This window comes from Actinomadura rugatobispora, assembly GCF_055379765.1.
This window is the reverse complement of sequence record NZ_AP029191.1, coordinates 1,034,601-1,059,101: the sequence shown is the minus strand read 5'-3', so window position 1 is coordinate 1,059,101 and position 24,501 is coordinate 1,034,601. Positions and strand designations below refer to the sequence as shown.

At 74.4% G+C, this 24,501-nt stretch carries 2 protein-coding genes and 1 pseudogene; all 3 read left to right on the top strand.

Annotation, left to right across the window (positions count from 1 at the left end; translation table 11 throughout):
* Positions 1-48 precede the first annotated feature (48 nt).
* The 3 genes and pseudogenes from ACZ466_RS04160 to ACZ466_RS04150 all read left to right on the top strand — a co-directional run bounded on the left by ACZ466_RS04160 (position 49) and on the right by ACZ466_RS04150 (position 24,482).
* Positions 49-12,849 carry an amino acid adenylation domain-containing protein gene (locus ACZ466_RS04160; protein WP_464042850.1) on the top strand — a complete coding sequence of 4,267 codons (12,801 nt, stop codon included), beginning with the start codon at positions 49-51 and terminating at the stop codon, positions 12,847-12,849.
* Positions 12,846-20,535, top strand: a pseudogene (locus ACZ466_RS04155) (amino acid adenylation domain-containing protein). Before ACZ466_RS04160 ends, ACZ466_RS04155 begins: the two are co-directional and overlap by 4 nt.
* A complete protein-coding gene (locus ACZ466_RS04150) occupies positions 20,532-24,482 on the top strand; it encodes a non-ribosomal peptide synthetase (protein ID WP_378283674.1) in 3,951 nt (1,316 codons plus the stop codon). The pseudogene ACZ466_RS04155 and the gene ACZ466_RS04150 overlap by 4 nt, the downstream one beginning before the upstream one ends.
* Positions 24,483-24,501 lie beyond the last annotated feature (19 nt).

Here is a 24,501-nt window from a genome sequence, read left to right as displayed (position 1 = left end):
CGCGCGGGCGGCGCGAAACAAAGCCTCCGACCGGGAAAGTAACGCGTGATGCCCGCTATCGAGTACGTGCCCCTTTCCGCCGCCCAGCGCAGTGTCTGGTACGCGCAGCAACTGGCGCCGCGCACGCCGATTCACATCGCGCAGTACATCGACATCGAGGGCCCGGTCGACCCGGCGGTGTTCGACCGGGTGGCCCGGATCGCCGCGCACGAGGCCGAGGCGCTGCACCTGCGGTTCACCGAGCGCGGCGGGGTCCCGTGCCAGATCATCGATCCCGCCGCGGCGGCGACCGTCCCGCTGGTCGATCTGAGCGGCGCGGCCGACCCGGAGGCCGCGGCGCGGGACTGGACGCGGGAGCGGATGGCCGAGCCGCTGCCGCTGGACGCCGAGCGGCTGTACGTGACCGCGCTGCTGAGGCTGGGCCCGGACCGGTACCGGTGGTTCATCCGCGCGCACCACATCCTGGGGGACGCCCACAGCGGGTCGGTGATCAGCCGCCGGTTCGCCGAGATCTACACCGTGCTGGCCCGCGGCGGCGAGTACGAGCCGGCCGAGCGCGGCTCGTACCGGGCGCTGCTGGCCGAGGACGCCGCCTACCGGGAGTCGGAGCGGTACGAGCGGGACCGCGCGTACTGGACGGAGCGGTTCGCCGACCGGCCGGTCGCGGTGAGCCTGGCCGAGGGGATGGCCGAGCCCGCCGCCGACTACCTGACCCGGACCGCCCTGATCCCGCCGGGGGAGACGGCGGCGCTGGCGGCGGGGGCGCGCCGGCTGCGCACCGCCGCGCAGGGCCTGGCGATCGCGGCGACCGCCGCGTACGTGGCGCGGATGACCGGTACCGGTGACGTGATCCTGGGCCTGGCGGTCGCGGGCCGCACCTCGCAGGTCGCGGTGGAGACGCCCGCGCAGCTGTCGACCGTCCTGCCGCTGCGGGTGGCGGTGCGGCCGGGGATGACGGTCGAGGAGCTGGTGCGCACGGCGACCCGGGCCGCCGCGCGGGCGCTGCGGCACCAGCGGTACCGGCGTGAGGACCTGCTGCGGGACCTGCGGCTGCTGGGGGAGCGCCGCCGCCTGCACGGGCCGGTCATCAACATCATGGCCTACGACTACCGGCTGGACTTCGCCGGGACGCCCGCCCGGATGCACGCCCTCACCACCGGCCCGGTGGACGACCTGTCGATCAACCTCTACGACAACCTGGACGGGGCCGGGATGCGCGTCGACTTCGACGCGCACCCGGACCTCTACACCTCGGCGCAGGTCGCCTTCCACCAGGACCGCTATATCCGGTACCTGCGCGCCCTGGGGGAGGCCGACCCGTCCACGCCGCTGCGCGAGGTCGAGCTGCTGGACGAGGCCGAGCGGCGGCGCGTCCTGCGCGACTGGAACGACACGGCGCTGCCCGTGCCGGGCGGCGTGGTGCCGGAGCTGGTGGAGGCACAGGCGGCGCGCACCCCGGACGCCGTGGCGGTGGTGCACGACGGCGCGGAGCTGACGTTCGCGGAGCTGAACGGCCGTGCCAACCGGCTGGCCCGCGATCTGATCGGCCGCGGTGTCGGCCCGGAGGACTTCGTCGCGCTGGCGCTGCCGCGCGACGCCGGCCTGGTGGTGGCGGCGCTGGCGGTGCTGAAGGCGGGCGGGGCGTACCTGCCGGTCGACCCGGCCTACCCGGCCGACCGCGTCGCGTTCATGCTGGACGACGCGTCCCCCGCGTGCGTGATCACGACGGCGGAGGCCGCCGGGCGGCTGCCGGACGGCGCCCCGCGCCTGCTGCTGGACGAGACCGCTCTCGACCGGTACCCGGCCGGGGACGTGACGGACGCCGAGCGCCTGCGCCCGCTGCGCCCGGGGAACGCCGCCTACGCCATCTACACCTCCGGTTCGACGGGGCGCCCCAAGGGCGTCGTGGTGTCGCACGCGAGCGCGGTCGGGTTCTGCGCGTGGGCGAAGGCGGACTTCGGGCCGGAACGGCTGGCCCGGGTGCTGTTCTCCACGTCCATGAACTTCGACGTGTCGGTGTTCGAGTGGCTCGCGCCGCTGGCGGCGGGCGGCCGGATCGAGGTCGTGCGGGACCTCCTGGAGGTCGCCGAGCGCGGCGGCTGGGAGGGGACGCTGGTCAGCGGGGTGCCGTCGGCGATGGCGGCGCTGCTGGAGACCGGCCCGGCGCTGTCGGCCGGGGACGTGGTGCTGGCGGGCGAGGCGCTGCCGGCCCGGCTCGTCCAGGACCTGCGGGCCGCCGTCCCGGGCGCCCGCGTCTCCAACATCTACGGGCCGACCGAGGCCACCGTCTACGCCACCGCCTGGCACGACGACGGCAACACCGCCGGGCACGCGCCGATCGGCCGCCCGCTGGCCAACACCCGCGCCTACGTCCTGGACGCGGCGCTGCGCCCGGTCGCCGCCGGAGTGCCGGGCGAGCTGTATCTGGCGGGCGGCGGGCTGGCCCGCGGCTACCTGCGCCGCCCCGGTCCGAGCGCCGAACGCTTCGTCGCCTGCCCGTTCGGGGCGCCGGGCGAGCGCATGTACCGGACCGGCGACCTGGTCCGCTGGGACGACGCCGGCCGGATCGAGTACCTGGGCCGGGCCGACGACCAGGTCAAGGTGCGGGGCTTCCGGATCGAGCCGGGCGAGATCGAGGCCGTGCTGGACGCGCACCCGGGCGTCGTGCGGAGCGCCGTGGTCGCGCGCCGCGACGCCGCCGGGGACACCGTCCTGGTCGGCTACGCGGTCGGCGCCGCGACGGGCGCGGAACTGCGGGCGCACGTGGCGGCGCGGCTGCCGGAGTACATGGTCCCGGCGGCGGTGGTCGTCCTGGAGGCGATGCCGCTCAACCCCAACGGCAAGCTCGACCGGGCCGCGCTGCCCGCCCCCGACTTCGCGGCGTCCGCCGCCCCGGCCGGGAGCCGCGGGCCGCGCGACGCCCGCGAGGAGGCCCTCTGCGGCATCTTCGCCGAGGTGCTGGGCGTGGAACGGGTCGGCGTCGACGACGGCTTCTTCGCCCTGGGCGGCGACTCCCTCAAGGCCACCCGCGTGGTGTCCCGCGCCCGCGCCGCGCTCGGCGCAGACCTGACCGTCCGGGCGCTGTTCGAGCACCCGACCGTGGCAGCCCTGGCCGCCCTCCTCGCCGAACGCGCGGACGACCGGCCCGCGCGCCCCGCGCTGGTGCCCGCCGAGCAGAGCGACCTGGTTCCGGTTTCGTACGCGCAGCGGCGGCTGTGGTTCCTGAACGATCTCGAAGGCCCGTCCGCCACGTACAACATCCCGATCCCGCTGCGCCTCACCGGGCCGCTGGACCTGGACGCCGTCCGCGCCGCGATGCGCGACGTCCTCGCGCGCCACGAACCGCTCCGGACGGTGTTCACCGAGACCGGCGGCGAGCCGTACCAGCGGATCCTCGCCCCGGACGAGGCGGACGCCGAGCCGGAGACCGTCGCCGTCACCGCCGCCGGCCTGCCCGGCGCGGTGCTCGCCGAGGCCACCCGCGGGTTCGACCTCGCCGCCGAGATCCCGATCCGCGCCACCGTCTTCCGCCTCGGAAACGAGGAGCACGTGCTGCTGCTCGTGCTGCACCACATCGCCGGGGACGGCTGGTCGATGGGGCCGCTGGCCACCGACGTGATCACGGCGTACGCGGCGCGGGCCGCCGGGCGGGCCCCGGAGTGGGCGCCGCTGCCCGTCCGGTACGCCGACTACGCCGTCTGGCAGCGCGACCTCCTCGGCGCCGAGGACGACGCCGGCAGCCTCGCCGCCCGGCAGATCGCCTACTGGCGCGAGGCCCTGGCCGGGCTGCCCGAGGAACTGGAACTGCCCGCCGACCGGCCCCGCCCGGCGCGCGCGTCCTACCGGGGCGCGCAGGAGGCGTTCACGATCCCCGCCGACCTGCACGCGGCGCTCGCCGACCTGGCCCGCGAGCACCGGGCGAGCCTGTTCATGGTCGTGCAGGCCGCGCTGGCCGCGCTGTTCACCCGGCTCGGCGCGGGCACCGACGTCCCGATCGGGTCGCCGGTCGCGGGACGGACCGAGGACGCGCTCGACGACCTGGTGGGGGTGTTCGTCAACACGCTGGTGCTGCGGACCGACACCTCCGGCGACCCGGCGTTCGCCGAGCTGCTCGGCCGCGTCCGGGAGACCGACCTGGCCGCCCTCGCCCACCAGGACGTCCCGTTCGAGCGGCTGGTCGAGGTGCTCAATCCGCGGCGGTCCATGGCGCGGCACCCGCTGTTCCAGGCGATGATCTCCATCCAGAACAACCCGGCCCGGCGCGTGGAGGTGCCCGGCCTGACCGTCGAGGCCGAGCCCGTCGACCCCGGAGTCTCCCGCGTCGACCTGGCGCTGCTGGTCGAGGAGCTGACCGGCCCCGGCGGCGAGCCCGGCGGACTGGACTGCCGCCTGGAGTACGCCCTCGACCTGTTCGACCCCGGGACCGCCGCGGCGCTGGCCGCCCGCCTGGTGCGGCTGCTCGCCCACGCCGCCGCCCACCCGGACCGGCCGATCAGCGAGGCGGACCTGCTCGACGACGCCGAACGGCACCGGCTGCTGCGCGAGTGGAACGACACCGCGCTGCCGGTCCCGGCCGCCGTCGTCCCCGACCTGGTGGAGGCCCAGGCCGCCCGCACCCCCGGCGCCACCGCCGTCATCGCCGCGAGCGGCGCCGTCTCGCTGACCTACGCCGAGCTGAACGCCCGCGCCAACCGGCTGGCCCGCCACCTCATCGACCGGGGCGTCGGCCCTGAGGACTTCGTCGCCCTGGCGCTGCCGCGCGAGGCCGATCTCGTGGTCGCGGCGCTGGCCGTGCTGAAGGCGGGCGCCGCGTACGTGCCGATCGACCTGGACTACCCGGCAGGCCGCATCGCCGCCATGCTCGCCGACGCCGCCCCCGCCTGCGCCGTCACCACACGCGGCGCGGACCTGCCCGGCGGCACGCCCCGCGTCGACCTCGACGCCCTCGACCTGGCGGCCCACAGCGGCGCCGACGTCACCGACGCCGACCGGGTCCGCCCGCTGCGGCCGGGCAACCCCGCCTACGTCATCTACACCTCCGGCTCCACCGGCAGGCCCAAGGGCGTCGTCGCCTCGCACGCCGGCGTCGTCGACTTCGCCGCCGGGGCGGCGGAAGGCTACGGCGCTGCGCGGACGGGCCGGGTCCTGTTCTCCGCCTCGATGAGCTTCGACCTGTCGGTGTTCGAATGGCTGGTGCCGCTCACCGCCGGCGGCACGGTCGAGATCGTCCAGGACCTGCTGGAGGTCGCCGGGCGCGGCGGCTGGGAGGGCGCCCTCGCCAGCGGCGTGCCGTCCGCGGTGTCCGCGCTGCTGGCCCGGGGCGGGCTGCGCCTACGCGTGGACGACGTCGTCCTCGGCGGCGAGACGCTGCCGCCCCGGCTCGTCCACGAGCTCCGCGCCCTGCTGCCGGACGCGCGGATCTCCAACATCTACGGGCCCACCGAGGCGACCGTCTACGTCACCCACTGGTACGACGACGGCAACGCGGCCGGGCACGCGCCGATCGGCCGGCCCACGGCCAACACCCGCCTGCACGTCCTGGACACCGCGCTGCGTCCCGTGCCCGTGGGCGTGCCGGGGGAGCTGTACGTCGCGGGCGGCGGCCTGGCCCGCGGCTACCTGCGGCGCCCGGCACTGACCGCGGAGCGCTTCGTGGCCTGCCCGTTCGGCGAGCCCGGCGAGCGCATGTACCGCACCGGCGACCTCGTCCGGTGGACCCCCGCCGGGCAGCTCGACTACCTCGGACGGCTCGACGACCAGGTGAAGGTCCGCGGCTTCCGGATCGAGCCCGCCGAGATCGAGGCCGCGCTGGCCGCGCACCCGGCCGTGACGCGGAGCGCGGTCGTGGCCCGGCCCGACGCCGCGGGCGACACCGCGCTGGTCGGCTACGTCACCGCCGCGGCCCCCTGCGACCCCGCCGAGCTGCGCGCCTTCGTCGCCGGAACGCTGCCCGCCCACATGGTCCCGGCGGCGGTCGTCGTCCTGGACGCGATGCCGCTTAACCCCAACGGGAAGCTCGACCGGGCCGCGCTGCCCGCCCCCGACCTCGCCACGCCCGCCGGGCCCGCCCCGGGCCGCGGCCCGCGCGACGCCCGCGAGGAGATCCTCCGCGGCATCGTCGCCGACGTCCTCGGCCTCCCGGACATCGGCGTCGACGACGGCTTCTTCGACCACGGCGGCGACTCGCTCAAGGCCACCCGCGTCGCCGCCCGCGCCCGCGCCGCCCTCGGCACCGACCTGTCCGTCCGCGCCCTGTTCGAGACCCCGACCGTCGCGGGCCTGGCCGCGCACATCGCCCGCCTCGACGCCGCCGGGACCGGGCACGGGCGGCCCGCCCTGGAACCCGTGCCCGCCGGCCGCCGCCCCGACCCGCTCCCGGTGTCGTACGCGCAGGAGCGGCTCTGGTTCCTGGACCGGCTGGAGGGGCCGGGCGCGACGTACAGCATGCCGATCCCGCTGCGGATCACCGGCGAGCTCGACCACGCGGCGATGCGCGCCGCCCTCGCCGACGTCGTCACCCGGCACGAGTCGCTCCGCACCCTCTTCGGGGACATCGACGGCGAGCCCCACCAGCGGATCCTGTCCCCGGACGACGCCGCCGCGCGCCTCACCCTCACGACCGGCGAGGTCGTGGCGGGCGGGCTCCACGACGCGGTCTTCGCCGACGCGACCCGCGGCTTCGACCTGGCCGCCGACCTCCCCGTCCGCGCCCACCTCTACCGGACCGCGCCCGGCGAGCACCTGCTGCTGCTCGTCCTGCACCACATCGCCGGGGACGGCTGGTCGATGGCCCCGCTCGCCCGCGACGTCATCACCGCCTACCTCGCCCGCCGCGACGGCGCCGCCCCGGAATGGCCCGCGCCGCTCCCGGTGCAGTACGCCGACTACGCCCTCTGGCAGCGCGCCCTCCTCGGCGACGAGCACGACCCCGGCAGCCTGGTCAACCGGCAGCTCGCGTACTGGAAGCAGGCCCTCGCCGGGCTGCCCGACCAGCTCGACCTGCCCGCCGACCGGCCGCGCCCGCCGCGCGCCTCCTACCGCGGCGGGCAGGTGCCCTTCCAAGTCGACGCCGCCCTGCACGCCAAGGTCACCGCGCTGGCCCGCGAACACCAGGTCAGCGCGTTCATGGTGCTCCAGGCCGCGCTCGCCGCGCTGCTCACCCGGCTCGGCGCGGGCACCGACGTCCCGATCGGGACGCCGGTCGCGGGACGCACGGACACCGGACTCGACGACCTGGTCGGCGTCTTCGTCAACACGCTGGTGCTGCGCACCGACACCTCCGGCGACCCGGCCTTCGCCGAGCTGCTCGGCCGCGTCCGGGAGACCGACCTGGCCGCCCACGCCCACCAGGACGTCCCGTTCGAGCGGCTCGTCGAAGCCCTCAACCCGGCGCGGTCACTGGCACGGCACCCGCTCTTCCAGGTCATGCTCACCCTCCAGAACAACCCCCGGGCCGCCGTCGACCTGCCCGGCCTGACCGTGGAGCCCGAGCCGATGGACGCCGGGGTCGCCAAGTTCGACCTCGAATTCCTCCTCGAGGAACGCGACGGCGCGCTCGCCGGGACCCTGGAGCACGCCCTCGACCTCTTCGACCGCGACACCGCCGAACGGTTCGCCGCCTGGTACGTCCAGGTCCTGGAGGCCGTCACCGCCGACGCCGCCGTCACCGTCGCCGGCCTGGACCTGCCCGGCGCCGACGAACGCCGCGCCCGCGCCGCGGAGACCACGGCTGCTCCAGGGCCCACAGTGAAGCGCCTGGTCGCCTACGTCGTCGCCGCGCCCGGCCAGACCGTCGACCCCGAGGAACTGCGCGCCCACGTCCGCGCCGGGCTCCCCGAGTCGATGGTCCCGGCCGCCGTCGTCGTCCTCGACGCGATGCCCCTCACCCCCAACGGGAAGATCGACACCAAGGCGCTGCCCAGGCCCGACCTGGACGCCGCGCCCGCCGCGACCCCGTACCGGGCGCCGCGCGACGCCCGCGAGGAGACCGTCGCCGCCGTCTTCGCCGACCTGCTCGGCGTCCCGCGCGTCGGGATCGACGACGACTTCTTCGCCCTCGGCGGCAACTCGCTGATCGCCATGCGGGTCGCCGGCCGGATCCGCCGCGCCCTGGCCGCCGAACTCCCCGTCCGGGCGCTGTTCGAGGCCCCCACCGTCGCCGGGATCGCCGCGCTGCTCGACGGCCTCCGGGACGGGGACGGGAACGGAGGCCCGGCCCGCCCGCCCCTGGAACCGCGCAAACGCCCCGACCCGCTCCCGCCGTCGTACGCGCAGCGGCGGCTGTGGTTCCTCAACCGGTTCGAGGGGCCCTCCGCCACCTACAACATGCCGACCGCGCTGCGCATCCGCGGCGCCCTCGACCACGCCGCGCTGCAGGAGGCCCTCGGCGACCTCGTCACCCGGCACGAGTCGCTCCGCACGATCCTGCCCGACAGCGGCGGCGTCCCCCGGCAGGTGATCCTCGACCCCGCCGCCGCCCGTCCCGAACTGGAGATCACCGACACGAGCGAGGCCGAACTGCCCGCCCGCCTCGGCATGGCCGCCGGACACGCCTTCGACATCTCCGCCGAACCGCCGCTGCGCGCCCACCTCTTCCGGCTCGCCCCCGACGAGCACGTCGCCCTGCTGCTCATGCACCACATCGCGGGCGACGGCTGGTCGATGGCGCCGCTCGCCCGGGACCTGATCGCGGCGTACGCGGCGCGGGTGGAGGGTGGTGTGCCGGGGTGGGCGCCGTTGCCGGTGCAGTACGCCGATTACACGTTGTGGCAGGAGGAGTTGTTCGGGTCGGAGGACGATCCGGAGAGCCTGGTGTCAGGGCAGATCGCGTACTGGCGCGAGGCTCTGGCCGGTTTGCCGGAGGAACTGGCGCTGCCGTCCGACCGGCCCCGGCCCGCCGAAGCGTCCTACCGGGGCGGCACCGCCCGCTTCCGCCTCGGCCCCGACGTGCGCGAGGCGCTCCTCACCCTCGCCCGCGAGACCGGCGCCAGCCCGTTCATGGTCGCCCAGGCCGCCTTCGCCGCCCTGCTGACCAGGCTCGGCGCCGGAACCGACGTCCCCATCGGCTCACCGATCGCCGGACGCACCGACGACGCCCTGGACGACCTGGTCGGCATGTTCGTCAACATGCTAGTCTTCCGCACCGACACCGCGGGCGACCCCTCGTTCCGGGAGCTCATCGCACGGGTCAGGGAGACCGGCCTGGCCGCCTACGCCCACCAGGACGTCCCGTTCGAGCGCCTCGTCGAAGTCCTCAACCCGCCCCGCCACCTCGGCCGCCACCCGCTCTTCCAGGTCGGCCTCACCTTCCAGAACAACCCCGAGGCCAGGCTGGAGATGCCCGGCTTCAGCGCCGAACCCGAACCGCTGAACGCCGGAGTGTCCCGCTTCGACCTCCTGATGATCCTCACCGAGCGCGCCGACGGCCTCGACGGCGAACTGGAGTACGCCCTCGACCTGTACGACCCCGCCACCGCCGAACGCCTGACCGCCCGCTTCGAGCGCTACCTGACCGGACTCCTCGCCGCCCCCGACGCCCCGATCGGGACGGTCGACGTCCTCGACCCCGCCGAACGCGAGACCATCCTGAGCGACTGGGCGGGAGGCCGGACGGGCACGGCGCCCGATGCCGGTGACGCGACGATCCCGGCGCTGTTCGAGGCGCGTGCGGCCGAGCGTCCTGATGCTCCGGCGGTGACGTTCGAGGGGCGGACGCTGTCGTACGGGGAGCTGAACGCGCGGGCCAACCGCCTAGCCCGGCACCTGATCGAGCGCGGTGCGGGGCCCGAACGCTTCGTCGCCCTGCGGCTTCCGCGCTCGGCCGATCTGGTCGTGGCGATCCTCGCGGTGCTGAAGACCGGGGCCGCCTACGTGCCCATCGACCCGGACTACCCGGCGGAGCGCATCGCCCACATGCTGGACGACGCCCGGCCCGTCCTGACCCTCGACACCGTCGAGGTCCCCGACGACCTTCCCGGCACCGACCTGAACGTTGCCGTCCATCCGGAGAGTGCGGCGTATGTGATTTATACGTCGGGGTCGACGGGGTTGCCGAAGGGTGTGGTGGTTCCGCACAGGAATGTGGTGCGGTTGCTGGGGTCGACGGAGGAGTGGTTCGGATTCGGTGCGGGTGATGTGTGGTCGTTTTTCCATTCGTTCGCGTTTGATTTCTCGGTGTGGGAGTTGTGGGGTGCGTTGTGTTATGGCGGCCGTGTGGTCGTCGTCCCGTACCTGACCTCGCGTTCGCCCGGCGAGTTCCTGGAACTGCTGGCCGCTGAGAAGGTCACCGTCCTGAACCAGACTCCGTCGGCGTTCTATCAGCTGGTGGCGGCCGATCGGGAGCGTCCGGAGACGGACTTGTCGGCGTTGCGGTTCGTGGTCTTCGGTGGTGAGGCTCTGGAGTTGGGCCGCTTGGAGGAGTGGTATTCGCGGCACGGGGATGAGGCCCCGGTGCTGGTGAACATGTACGGGATCACCGAGACGACCGTGCACGTGTCCTACCAGCGTCTCGACCGCGCGTTCGCCGCGACAGCGGCGGGCAGCGTGGTCGGGACGGGCATTCCCGACCTGCGTGTTTATGTCCTGGACGGTCGTCTGCAGCCTGTTCCGGCCGGTGTGGTGGGCGAGTTGTATGTGGCCGGTCCGGGGTTGGCGCGCGGTTATCTGAACCGTCCGTCGCTCTCGGCCGAGCGTTTCGTCGCTGATCCTTACGGGGTTCCCGGTGCGCGAATGTATCGGACGGGCGATCTGGCGCGGTGGCGTGCGGATGGGCGCCTTGAGTATCTGGGGCGTTCGGATCAGCAGGTGCAGTTGCGCGGGTTCCGGATCGAGTTGGGTGAGATCGAGGCGGTGCTGGCGCGCAACGATGCCGTGTCCGATGTCGCGGTGGTGGTTCGGGACGAACGACTGATCGCCTACGTCGTCGGAACGGATGACGGGCTGCGCAGATATGCGGCCGAGCGGTTGCCGGATTACATGGTCCCGGCCGCCGTCGTCGAACTCGACGCCCTGCCTCTGACCGCCAACGGGAAACTCGACCGCAAAGCCCTGCCCGAGCCGGATTTCGCGGCGAAGGTGTCGTCGCGGGAGCCGGGTTCGCCTTTCGAGGAAATCCTCGCGAAGCTGTTCGCGGAGGTTCTGGGCCTGGAACGGGTCGGGGTGGACGACGGGTTCTTCGACCTGGGCGGCGACTCCATCATCGCGATCCAGCTGGTCTCCCGCGCCCGCCAGTCGGGTCTGGTGATCTCTCCGCGCGAGGTGTTCCAGCACCAGACCGTGGAGCGGCTCGCCGCGATCGCCCGCACCGCCGCCGACGACGCCGAGACCGTCGAGAAGGAACCGCCCGGGACGGCCGTCGGCCCGGTGCCGGTCACGCCGATCGTGGCGTGGCTGCGCGAGCGGGTGGGCGGGGACGCCTCGCTGATCAGCGGTTTCCACCAGTCGATGCTGCTGCGCACACCGGCGGGCCTGGGCGGCGACGACCTGGAGCGGCTCACGGGCGCGCTCCAGGTCCTGCTGGACCACCATGACGCGCTCCGGCTCCGCCTCGACGTGGACGGCGACCGGTGGCAGCCGGTCGTGCGCCCGCGCGGCACGGTCGCGGCGGCCGATCTCGTCACCCGGATCGACGTCGGCGGCCTGGACGAGCACAAGCTGGGCGCGGTCGTCGCCGAGCAGGCCGCCGCCGCGCGGGAGCGCCTCGACCCGGTCGGCGGGACGGTCGCGCAGCTCGTCTGGTTCGACGCCGGGGACGCGCAGGGCCGGCTGCTGGTGATGCTCCATCACCTGGTCGTGGACGGCGTCTCGTGGCGGATCCTCCTGCCCGACCTGGTCGTCGCGTGGGCGGGCGGCGAGCTGGAGCCGGGCGGGAGCTCGTTCCGCCGCTGGGCGCAGCGCCTCCAGGCCGAGGCGTCCGATCCCGCCCGTGCCGGGGACGAGCTGGAGACCTGGCTGGACATCGTGGACGGCCCGCCGCGGCCCATCGCCGCCCGCGCGCTCGATCCGCGCGTCGACATCGCGGCCCGCGCGGAGTCGCTGACGCTCGTCCTGCCCGCCGAGGTCACCGGGCGGCTGCTGACCGGCGTGCCCGCCGCGTACCGAGCCCGGGTCGACGACGTGCTGCTGACCGGGCTGGCGCTGGCCGTCGCCCACTGGCGCGGGCGGCACCGCGGCGGCGGGCGCGGAGGCGGCGGGGTGCTGGTGGACGTGGAGGGCCACGGCCGTACGGACATCGTCCCGGGGCTGGACCTGTCCCGGACGGTGGGCTGGTTCACCTCGATCCATCCCGTGCGGCTGGACCCGGGCGCGGCCGACTGGGCCGAGGTCAAGAAGGGCGGTCCCGCGGCCGGTGCGGCCCTCAAGAAGGTGAAGGAGCAGCTCCGCGCCGTTCCGGAGGGCGTCGGGTACGGGCTGCTGCGCCATCTGGCCGGGGCTGAGGCCGCCGAGGAGCTGGCCGATCTCCCGCCGGCCGAGATCGCGTTCAACTACCTGGGCCGGGTCGCGCCGGGCGAGGACGGCGGCGACTGGACGCTCGCTCCCGAGGAGCCGCCCGCCGGGGAGGACCCGCGGATGCCGATGGCGCACGCCCTGGAGATCAACGCCGTGGCCCGGGACGGCCGGGACGGGCGCGCCGAGCTGTCGGCCACCTGGACCTGGCCGGACGGGGTGCTGTCCCGCGACGAGGTGCGGGACCTGGCCGAGGGCTGGTTCACCGCGCTGCGCGGGCTCGCCGAGCACGCCCGCTCCGGCGGAGACGACGGAGGCGGCGGGTTCACCCCGTCCGACCTCCTCGTCGACCTCGACCAAGCGGAGATCGACAAGCTGCAGGACGCCTGGAGGAGCAAGAATTGAACCGTGGGGACCTGGAGGACATCCTGCCGCTGTCCCCGTTGCAGCAGGGGTTCTTCTTCCACGCGCTCCTCGACGAGGACGGCACCGACGTCTACACGGCGCAGTTCGTCCTCGACCTGGACGGGCCGCTGGACGCCGCGGCGCTGAGGGCGGCCGCCGCGACCCTGCTGCGCCGCCACTCCAACCTGCGGGCCGCGTTCTGGCACGAGGACCTGTCGCGTCCCGTGCAGGTGATCCCACGCGCGGTGGATCTGCCGTGGGAGGAGGTCGACGCGGCCTCGGACGCGGGGGCCGACGCGGTGGTGGCGCGGGAGCGGGCGCGCGGGTTCGCGATGACGGAGCCGCCGCTGCTGCGGTTCGTTCTGGTGCGGCGCGGGCCGGGACGGCACCGGCTGGTGTTCACCAACCACCACATCCTCCTGGACGGCTGGTCCACACCGGTTCTGGCGACCGAGTTGTTCCTGCTGTACGTGCAGGGCGGGCACGACGCCGGGTTTCCCCGCGTCACCCCGTACAAGAGCTATCTGGCCTGGCTGGCGAAGCAGGACCGGCAGGCGGCCGAGGACGCCTGGCGCCGCGCGCTGGACGGCGTCGAGGGCCCCTCCCTGGTCGCCCCGGACGCCGCGGACCGCCCTCCGGTACCCCCTGAGGCGGTCGTCGCCCACCTGGACGAGCGCCTCACGCGCAGGCTCGGCCGGGCCGCGCGCCGCCACGGCGTCACGCTGTCGACCGTGCTGCAGGGGGCGTGGGGCCTGGTGCTCGGCCGCCTGCTGGGCAGCGACGACGTCGTGTTCGGCGCGACCGTCTCGGGGCGCCCTCCAGAACTCCCCGGGGTCGAGCAGATGATCGGCCTGTTCATCAACACGCTGCCGATCCGGGTGCGGTACCGTCCCGGCGAGTCCCTGGCCGCGCTCATGGAACGGCTCCAGGACGAGCAGACCGACCTGCTCCCGCACCACCACCTCGGCCTCACCGACGTGCAGCGGGCGGCGGGCCACCAGGGCGCCCTGTTCGACACGATGACGGTGCTGGAGAACTACCCGTTCGACCCGGCGTCCATGGACGGCTCCCTCAACGGCGTCCGGATCACCGGAGCGGCCTCCCACGACGCGACCCATTTCCCGCTGTCGCTGGTCGCGGCGCCCGGCCCCGAGCTGTCGCTGCGCCTGCACTACCGGCCCGACGTGTTCGGCCGGGACACCGCCGAGGCGCTGCTGGCCCGGGTCCGCCGGTTCCTGGAGGCGTTCGCCGAGGACTCCACCCGCCCCGCCGGGTCGGTCGAGCTGGGCGGCGAAGCGGAGCGGGCGCGGCTGGTGGCGTGGAACGACACCGCCGCGGACGTGCGGCCCGGGACGCTGCCGGAGCTGTTCGAGGAACGGGTAGCGCTCATGCCGGACGAGGTCGCGCTCGTCTGCGAAGGCCACGACCCGCTGACCTACGCCGAGCTGAACACCCGCGCCGACCGGTTCGCGAACGCCCTCACCGCGCGCGGGATCGGCCCCGAGGACCGGGTGGCGCTCGTCCTGCCCCGCACCCCGGAGATCGTCGTCGCGCTGCTGGGCGTGCTGAAGGCCGGGGCCGCGTACGTGCCGATCGACCCCGAGTACCCGGCCGACCGGATCGCCTGGCTGCTGGATGACTGCCGCCCCGCGCTGACCGTCCGCCCCGGAGACCTGCCTCTGGCTCCCGGCCAGGCCACCGGGCGCAGGCCGCAGCTGCTTCCGGGCAACGCCGCCTACGTCATCCACACCTCCGGTTCCACCGGCCGCCCCAAGGGCGTGACCATCACGCACGAGGCCGTCCTCAACTACTTCGAGGCCCACCGGACCGCCTTCTTCGACCCCGCGATCGCCGCGCACACCGCGCGGGGCGGCGGGCCGCGGATGCGGTTCGCGCACCTGGCGTCGTTCTCGTTCGACACCTCGTGGATGGGCCTGCTGTGGATGATGTACGGCCACGAGCTGCACCTCATCGACGACCGGACCCGCCGCGACGTCGAGGCCTACGCCGCCTACGTCGACCGCGCCCGGATCGACCTGGTCAACACCACCCCCTCGCACCTGCGCGCCCTCCGCGACGCCGGGCTCCTGGACGGCGACCGGCACCGGCCGTCCCAGCTGCTGCTCGGCGGCGAGGCGATCGGCGACGACCTCTGGCACGAGCTGCGCGACCTCGACGGCACCACCGCCCGCAACTTCTACGGGCCCACCGAAGCGACGATCGACACCATGAACGCGCCGGTGGCGGGCGGCGGGCCGGCCGTGATCGGCGCGCCCCAGCGCAACACCCGCGCCTACATCCTGGACTCCGCCCTGCAACCGGTGCCGCCCGGGACGCCCGGCGAGCTGTACCTGGCGGGCGCCCAGCTCGCCCGCGGCTACCACGACCGGCCGGGCCTCACCGCCGAACGGTTCGTCGCCGACCCGTTCGCTGCCCCCGGCGACCGGATGTACCGCACCGGGGACCGGGCCCGGCTCCGCCCCGACGGCACCGTCGAACACCTCGGCCGGGTCGACGACCAGGTCAAGATCCGCGGCCACCGGGTGGAGCCCGGCGAGGTCGAGAGCGTCCTGGCCCGGTACCCGGGGGTGGCGCGGGCCGCCGTGATCGTCCGCGACGGGCGGCTCGCCGGCTACGTCGTCCCGGCGACCGCCGACCTGGCCGGGCTGCGCCGGCACGCCGCCGCGCACCTGCCCGGCTACATGATCCCCACGCTCACCGCGCTGGACGGGCTGCCGCTCACCGTCAACGGCAAGCTCGACCGCGCCGCCCTGCCCGTCCCCGGCGACGCTGGGGGGGACGGATGCGTCGCGGGCCCCCCGGTCGCCGCAGGAGGAGATCCTGTGCGGCCTGTTCGCCGAGGTCCTGGGCATCGCGCGGGTCGGCCCCGCCGACGGGTTCTTCGACCTCGGCGGCGACTCCCTCACCGCCACCCGCCTCATCGGCAGGGTGCGGTCGGCGTTCGGCGTCGAACTGCCCGTCCGGGCGCTGTTCGAGGCGCCCACCGCCGCCGGACTGGCCGGACGCGTGGCGCGGGCGTCGGGAAGCGCGCGGCCCGCGCTCGTGCGCGCCGCCGACCGCCCCGCGACGATCCCGCTGTCGTACGCGCAGCGGCGGCTGTGGTTCCTCAACCGGTTCGAGGGCCGGTCGGCGGCGTTCAACATGCCGATCGCGCTGCGCCTGCACGGCGCCCTCGACCGTGACGCCCTGCGCGCGGCGCTCGGCGACGTCGTCACCCGGCACGAACCGCTCCGCACGATCTTCCCGGACGCCTCCGGAACCGCCCGCCAGCTCGTCCTCGACCCCGCGACTGCCCGTCCCGCGCTCACCGTCACCGAGACCGACGAGGCCCGCCTCCCCGCCGGGCTGGCAGCCGCCGCCGGGCAGGGCTTCGACCTGTCGGTGGAACCCCCGCTGCGAGCCCGGCTGTTCGCCCTCGGCGGCGACACGCACGTCCTGCTGCTCGTGCTCCACCACATCGCGGGCGACGGCTGGTCGATGGCGCCGCTCGCCCGCGACGTGATCGCGGCGTATGCGGCGCGGGTGGAGGGTGGCGTGCCGGGGTGGGCGGCGCTGCCGGTGCAGTACGCCGATTACACGTTGTGGCAGGAGGAGTTGTTCGGGTCGGAGGACGATCCGGAGAGCCTGGTGTCGCGGCAGATCGCCTACTGGCGCGAGGCGCTGGCCGATCTACCGGAGGAACTGGCGCTGCCCGCTGACCGCCCCCGGCCCGCCGAAACCGCGTACCGGGGCGGGACCGTCCCCTTCGAACTCGACGCCGACCTTCACGCCGCCCTCCTGAAACTCGCCCGCGACAGCGGCGCCAGCCTTTTCATGGTCATGCAGGCCGCCTACGCGGCGCTGCTGACCAGGCTCGGCGCCGGAACCGACGTCCCGATCGGAGCACCGATCGCCGGACGCACGGACGAGGCCCTGGACGACCTGGTCGGCATGTTCGTCAACATGCTCGTGCTCCGCACCGACACCGCGGGCGACCCCTCGTTCCGGGAGCTCATCGCACGGGTGAAGGAGACCGACCTCGCCGCCTACGCCCACCAGGACCTCCCCTTTGAACGCCTGGTGGAGGTCCTCAACCCGGCCCGCTCCATGGCCCGCCACCCGCTCTTCCAGGTCGTGCTCTCGTTCCAGAACAACCCCGGGGCCACCCTTGAGATGGACGGCCTCAGCGGCGGCGCCGAGCCGCTGCCGTCCGGCACCGCCAAGTACGACCTGTCCCTCTACCTGGAGGAACGGCACGGCGACGGCGGCGCCCCGGCCGGAATCGACGGCGGCCTCGAATACTCCCTCGACCTGTTCGACCCCGGCACCGCCGATTCGATCGCGGCCCGCTTCCAGCGGCTGCTGACCGCACTGGCCGCCGAACCGGACGCGCCCATCGGCACCGCCGAGATCCTCGCCCCCTCCGAACGCGAGGCCATCCTGCGCGACTGGGCGGGAGGCCGGGCGGAAGCGCTCGATGCCGGTGACGCGACGATCCCGGCGTTGTTCGAGGCGCGTGCGGCCGAGCGTCCGGATGCTCCGGCGGTGACGTTCGAGGGGCGGACGCTGTCGTACGGCGGGGTGAACGCAGCCGCTAACCGCCTAGCCCGGCACCTGGCCGCGCAGGGCGTCCGCCCGGGGGATCTCGTGGCGCTGCGGCTTCCGCGTTCGGCCGATCTGGTCGTGGCGATCCTGGGCGTGCTGAAGGCGGGCGCGGCCTACGTGCCCATCGACCCGGACTACCCGGCGGAACGGATCGCGTACGTGCTGCAGGACGCGCGACCCGCCTACACCCTCGACACCCTGGAGACGTACGAGGAGTACCCCGACACCGACCCGGGTGTTGTCGTCCATCCGGAGAGTGCGGCGTATGTGATCTATACGTCGGGGTCGACGGGGTTGCCGAAGGGTGTGGTGGTTCCGCACAGGAATGTGGTGCGGTTGCTGGGGTCGACGGAGGGGTGGTTCGGGTTCGGTGCGGATGATGTGTGGACGTTGTTCCATTCGTTCGCGTTTGATTTCTCGGTGTGGGAGTTGTGGGGTGCGTTGTGTTATGGCGGCCGTGTGGTCGTCGTCCCGTACCTGACCTCGCGTTCGCCCGGTGAGTTCCTGGAACTGCTGGCCGCTGAGAAGGTCACCGTCCTGAACCAGACTCCGTCGGCGTTCTACCAGTTGATGGCGGCGGATCGGGAGCGTCCGGAGACGGACTTGTCGGCGTTGCGGTTCGTGGTCTTCGGTGGTGAGGCTCTGGAATTGGGCCGCTTGGAGGAGTGGTATTCGCGGCACGGGGATGAGGCCCCGGTGCTGGTGAACATGTACGGGATCACCGAGACGACCGTGCACGTGTCCTACCAGCGTCTCGACCGCGCGTTCGCCGCGACAGCGGCGGGAAGCGTGGTCGGGACGGGCATCCCCGACCTGCGTGTTTATGTCCTGGACGGTCGTCTGCAGCCTGTTCCGGCCGGTGTGGTGGGCGAGTTGTATGTGGCCGGCCCGGGTCTGGCGCGCGGTTATCTGAACCGTCCGTCGCTGTCGGCTGAACGCTTTGTCGCCGATCCGCATGGTGGCCCTGGTGCGCGGATGTATCGGACGGGGGATCTGGCGCGGTGGCGTGCGGATGGGCGTCTGGAATACCTGGGGCGTTCGGATCAGCAGGTGCAGTTGCGCGGGTTCCGGATCGAGTTGGGCGAGATCGAGGCGGTGCTGGCGCGCAACGATGCCGTGTCCGATGTCGCGGTGGTGGTGCGCGATGAGCGTCTGATCGCCTATGTCGTTGGAGCCGCCGGGGATCTGCGCCGGTTCGCCTCTGAGCGGTTGCCGGATTACATGGTCCCGGCCGCCGTCGTCGAACTCGACGCCCTGCCTCTGACCGCCAACGGGAAACTCGACCGCAAAGCCCTGCCCGCACCCGACTTCTCCGTCAAAGTGTCCTCTCGCACGCCTCGGACCGCGCACGAGGAAATTCTCGCGAAGCTGTTCGCGGAGGTTCTGGGGCTGGAACGGGTCGGGGTGGACGACGGGTTCTTCGACCTCGGCGGCGACTCCATCATCGCGATCCAGCTGGTCTCCCGCGCCCGCCAGTCGGGCCTGGTGATCTCTCCGCGCGAGGTGTTCCAGCACCAGACCGTCGAACAACTCGCCGCCATCGCCCGCACCGTCGCCGACGACGCCGACACCGTCGAGAAGGAACCGCCCGGGGCCGGGGTCGGGCCCGTTCCGGCCACTCCGATCATGCGGTGGTTCCGGGAGCTGGACGGGCCGGTCGACGACTACAGCCAGCGGATGCTCCTCCAGGTCCCGCCCGGCCTTCGCGTCCAGGACCTCGCGCGCGCGTTGCGGCGGCTCGTCGACCATCACGACATGCTGCGCCTGCGCGTGGATCGCACCACCCCGGACTGGGAGTTCGAGGTCGGCGAGCCCGGCACGGTCGACGCGGACCCGCTCGTCCGGCGCGTGGACGTCGCCGGGCTCGACGGCGAGGAACTCCGCGCCGTCCTCGCCCGCGAGGCTCTGGCGGCACGGAGCGGCCTCGATCCCGGACGCGGCGTCATGGCTCAGCTCGTCTGGTTCGACGCGGGCCCGGACCGGTCCGGGCGGCTGCTCCTCACCCTCCATCACCTGGTCGTGGACGGCGTCTCCTGGCGGATCCTGCTGCCCGACCTGGTCACGGCCTGGGCGGGCGGCGAGCTCCAGCCGGTCCCGACCTCGTTCCGCCGCTGGGCGCAGCGCCTCCAGGCCGAGGCGTCCGATCCGGAGCGGCTGGCGGAGCTGCCGCTGTGGAGGGAGATCCTCGCCACCCCCGACCCGCCGCTCGCGCACCGGCCGCTCGGCGCCGAGCACGGGGACACGTTCGGGACGGCCCGGCACCTGACCGTCGCGCTGCCCGCCGAGATCACCGGTCCGCTGCTCACCGACGTGCCCGCCGCCTTCCACGGCCGCGTCAACGACGTGCTGCTGACCGGCCTGGCGATCGCGGTCGCGGGCTGGCGCGGCGGCGGCGATGGGACGGCCGTGCTCGTCGACCTGGAGGGGCACGGCCGCGAGGAGGTCGTGCCGGGCGTGGACCTGTTCCGGACGGCGGGCTGGTTCACCTCCCTGTTCCCGGTGCGGCTGGACGCGGGTCCGATCGACCGCGCGGAGGTCCGGGACGGCGGGCAGGCCGTCGGCACGGCGCTGAAGAGGGTCAAGGAGCAGCTCCGCGAGATCCCCGACAACGGCATCGGCTTCGGCCTGCTCCGCCCGCGCCTCGCCGAGTCCGACGGAGGCACGCGCACTCCGCAGATCGCGTTCAACTACCTGGGCCGGTCCGCCGTGCCGGAGGGCACCGACTGGGGACCGGCGGACGCGGCCGAGAGCGCGGCGCTCGGCGGCGGCCAGGACGACGCGCTGGCGCTGGTCCACGCGATCGAGGTCAACGCCCACACCCGCGACCTGCCCGGGACCGGCCCCGAGCTGACCGCCACCTGGACCTGGGCGGGCGGCCTGTTCGACGAGGCGCGCGTCCAGGACCTGGCCGACCGGTGGTGCGAGGCGCTGCGCGGCCTGGTCGCGCACGTCGTGGACGGCCGGGAGGACGGCGGCCCGGTCGGCGGGTTCACCCCCTCCGACCTGGAGCTGGTGTCGATCGACCAGGACGAGATCGACGAGCTGGCCGCCGAACTCGACGACTTCGAGGAGCTGGATTGACCGCTCAGCAGCACAGGAAGTCGCAGCTCGAAGACATCCTCCCGCTCTCGCCCCTCCAGCAGGGCCTGTTCTTCCACGCGCTGCACGACGCGGAGGCGGGCGGGGACGTCTACACCGCCCAGATCGTCTTCGACCTGCGCGGGCCGCTGGATGTCGCGGCCCTGCGCTCGGCCGCCGCGGCGCTGCTGCGGCGGCACGCCAATCTGCGGGCCGGGTTCCGCCAGCGCAAGGAGGGGACGGCCGTGCAGGTCGTCCACCGGACCGTGCGGCTGCCGTGGGAGGAGGCCGACCTGACCGGCCTGCCCGGCGCGGCCGAGCGGGAGGCGGAGGCGCGGGCGCTGGCCGAGCGGGAGCGGGCGCGGCCGTTCGACATGGCCCGCCCGCCGCTGCTGCGCTTCCTGCTGCTCAAGCTCGCGGACGACCTGCACCGGATGGTGTTCACCAACCACCACATCCTGCTGGACGGCTGGTCCACGCCGGTCCTGCAGACCGAGCTGTTCGCGCTCTACCTGGCCGGGGGAGACGACGGCGGGCTGCCGCGCGTCGTTCCGTACAAGAACCACCTGGCGTGGCTGGCGGAGCAGGACCGGGGGGCGGCCGAGGACGCCTGGCGCCGCGCCCTGGACGGTGTCGACGGCCCGACGCTCCTCGCCCCCCGCGTGCGGAACGCACAGCCGCCGCCGTCCGGGGAGGCCGCTCCCGGGCGCGTCCGCGTCCGGCTCACCGAGGAGCTCACCGCCGCGCTGTCCGCGCGCGCCCGAGCGGAGGGCGTCACCCTCAACACCGTCCTGCAGTTGGCGTGGGGCGTGCTGCTCGGCCGCATGACCGGCCGCGGCGACGTGGTGTTCGGCGCGGCCGTGTCCGGGCGCCCGCCCGAACTGCCCGGCGTGGAGCGGATGATCGGGCTGTTCATCAACACGCTGCCGGTGCGGGTGCGGATCCGGCCCGCCGACACGGTCGCCGCCGCGCTGGCCCGGTTGCAGCGCGAGCAGGCCGACCTGCTGCCGCACCACCACCTCGGCCTCGCCGACGTCCAGCGGCTCGCCGGAGCGGGGGGCGGCGCGCTGTTCGACACGATGACGGTGCTGGAGAACTACCCGTTCGACCCGGACGCCGACGGCACCGACCTGGGCGGTCTCACGCTGCACGCCGTGGACGGCCACGACGCCAGCCACTACCCCTTCACCTTCGCGGCCGTGCCCGGCCCCCGCCTCTCGCTGCGCCTGGACCACCGCCCCGACGTGTGCCCGCCCGCCGACGCCGGACGGCTGATGCGCCGGTTCGAGCGGATCCTCGACTCGATCGCGCACCGCCCCGGCGTGCCGCTCGCGAGCATCGACGTCCTGGACGGCGGCGAACGCGCGCAGGTCCTGCGCGACTGGCAGGGCCGGACCACCGCCCGCCGCCCCGCCACCGTCACGGAACGCTTCGCCGCCACCGTCGAGGCGCACCCCGATGCCGTCGCCGTCCGCACCACCGCGGGGGAGTCGATCACCTACGCCGACCTGGACGCCCGCGCCAACCGGCTGGCGCACCGCCTCATCGGTCTCGGCGTCGGCCCCGAGACCCCGGTGGCCGTGCTGCTCGAACGGTCGGCCGACCTGGTCGCGGGCAGCCTGGCGGTCCTGAAGGCGGGCGGCGCGTACGCGCCCGTCCACCAGGGCTACCCGCCGGAGCGGACGGCCTGGGCGGTCGCGGAGATCGGGGCGCCGGTCGTCCTCACCGACACCGCCATGGCCGCGCGGGTGGAGGCCGCCGGGACGCGGGCCCGCGTCCTGGTCGTGGACGACGACGCCGAGCTCGCCGCCCAGGCCGCCCGGCCGGCCACCGACCCCGCCGTGCCGTGCCATCCCGAAGGGCTCGCCTGCGTCCTGTTCACCTCCGGCTCCACCGGCGTGCCCAAGGGCGTGATGCTGCGGCACCGCGACGTGGTCGACCTGGCGACCGACGCCCGGCTGTCCGGCGGCGCGCACGAACGGGTCCTGGTGCACTCGGCGCACGCGTTCGACGCGTCCCTCTACGAGCTGTGGACGCCGCTGCTGCGCGGCGGCACCGCCGTCGTCGCCCCGCCCGGCCGCCTGCACGGCGACGACCTCGCCCGGATCGTCGCCGCCGAGGGCGTGACCGGGCTCTTCCTCACCACCACCCTCTTCAACCTGGTCGCCGAGGAGCGCCCCGAGGCGTTCGCCGGGCTGCGGGAGGTCCTCACCGGCGGCGAGGCCGGGTCGCCCGCGGCGATTCGCAAGGTGCTCGCCGCCTGCCCCGGGATCGAGGTCGGCAACGTGTACGGGCCGACCGAGGCGACCACGTACACCACGATCGCCGGGCAGCGCGCCCCGCTCGCCGACCCCGCCGAGACCTCCGCCGTCCTCGGCCGCCCGATCGACGACATGCGCGTGTACGTGCTGGACGAGGGCCTGCGGCCGGTCCCGCCGGGCGTCCCGGGCGAGGCGTACATCGCCGGGGCCGGGCTCGGGCGCGGCTACCACGGCCGGCCCGTCCTGACCGCGGAGCGCTACGTCGCCGACCCGTTCGGCGCCCCGGGCGACCGCATGTACCGGACCGGCGACCTGGTGCGGTGGCGGCCCGGCGGCGTCCTGGAGTACCTCGACCGCGCCGACTTCCAGGTCAAGGTCCGCGGGTTCCGGATCGAGCCGGGCGAGGTCGAGGCGGCCGTCGCCGCCCATCCCGGCGTCGCGAACGTCGCGGTCGTCGCCCGCGCGGACGCGTCCGGGACGAAACGCCTGGTCGCCTACGCCGTCTCGGCGGCGCCGCCGGAGGAGCTGCGGGCGTTCGCGGCGGAGCGGCTCCCCGAGTACATGGTCCCGGCGGCGTTCGTGCCCCTGGAAACCCTCCCGGTCAACCCCAACGGCAAGCTCGATCGCGCCGCGCTGCCCGCCCCCGACTTCGGCGGCGCGGCGTCCGCCGGGCGCGACCCGCGAACACCCCGCGAGGAAATGCTGTGCGGCCTGTTCGCCGGCGTCCTCGGGCTCGACCGGGTCGGCGCCGACGTCAGCTTCTTCGACCTCGGCGGCGACAGCATCGCCGCGCTGCGCCTGGTCACCCGCGCCCACCGCGAGGGCCTGGAGTTCACGCCCCGGGACGTGTTCACCCACCAGACCGCGGAGGCCCTCACCCGCCTGGGCGAGCCCGAGGACCGGCTGGGCTTCGAGGTGCTGCTGCCGATCAGGGCGGCCGGGGAGCGTCCCCCGGTGTTCTTCGTCCACCCGGCGGGCGGGCTGTCGTGGGGCTACTTCGGCTTCCAGCGCCACCTCGGCGCCGACCGGCCCGTCTACGGCCTCCAGGCCCGCGCGTTCACCCAGGCCGACCTGCCCGGCTCGGTGGAGGAGATGGCCGAGGACTACCTGGAGCAGATCCGCCCGGTCCTGCCGCCCGGCGGGCCGTGCCACCTGGTCGGCTGGTCGCTGGGCGGACTGGTCGCCTACGAGATGGCCCGGCGCCTGCGCGAGCGCGGCGAACGGGTCGGGCTGCTCGCGCTCATCGACGCCTACCACGGCCAGGACCTGGAGACCGAGAAGCGGGAGGTGCTGCCCGAGCTGCTGGAGGCCATCGGCATCGACGCCCGCATGGTCGCCGCCGACGGCAACCCCGACATGGCGCAGATCATGGCCGTGCTCGCCGAACGCGGCGACGCCCTGGCCACCCTCGGCGAGGACGACCTGGTCAACGTCTACCGCAACTACGAGAACGGGCTCCGGCAGGCCGAGGAGTACCGGCCCGGCCGTTACCCCGGAGACCTCCTCTTCTTCACCGCCGCCCGGGGCCGCACCGCCGCCTCGCCCACCGCCCGCGCCACCTGGGGCCCGCTGGTCGGCGGCGACATCGAGGACCACCCGGTCGACGCCGACCACCACCTCCTCATGGAGCCCGGCCCGCTCGCCGAGATCGGCGCCGTCCTCGCCGCCCGCCTCGACAAGCTCGACTAGATCCCGTCCCACTCCCTCC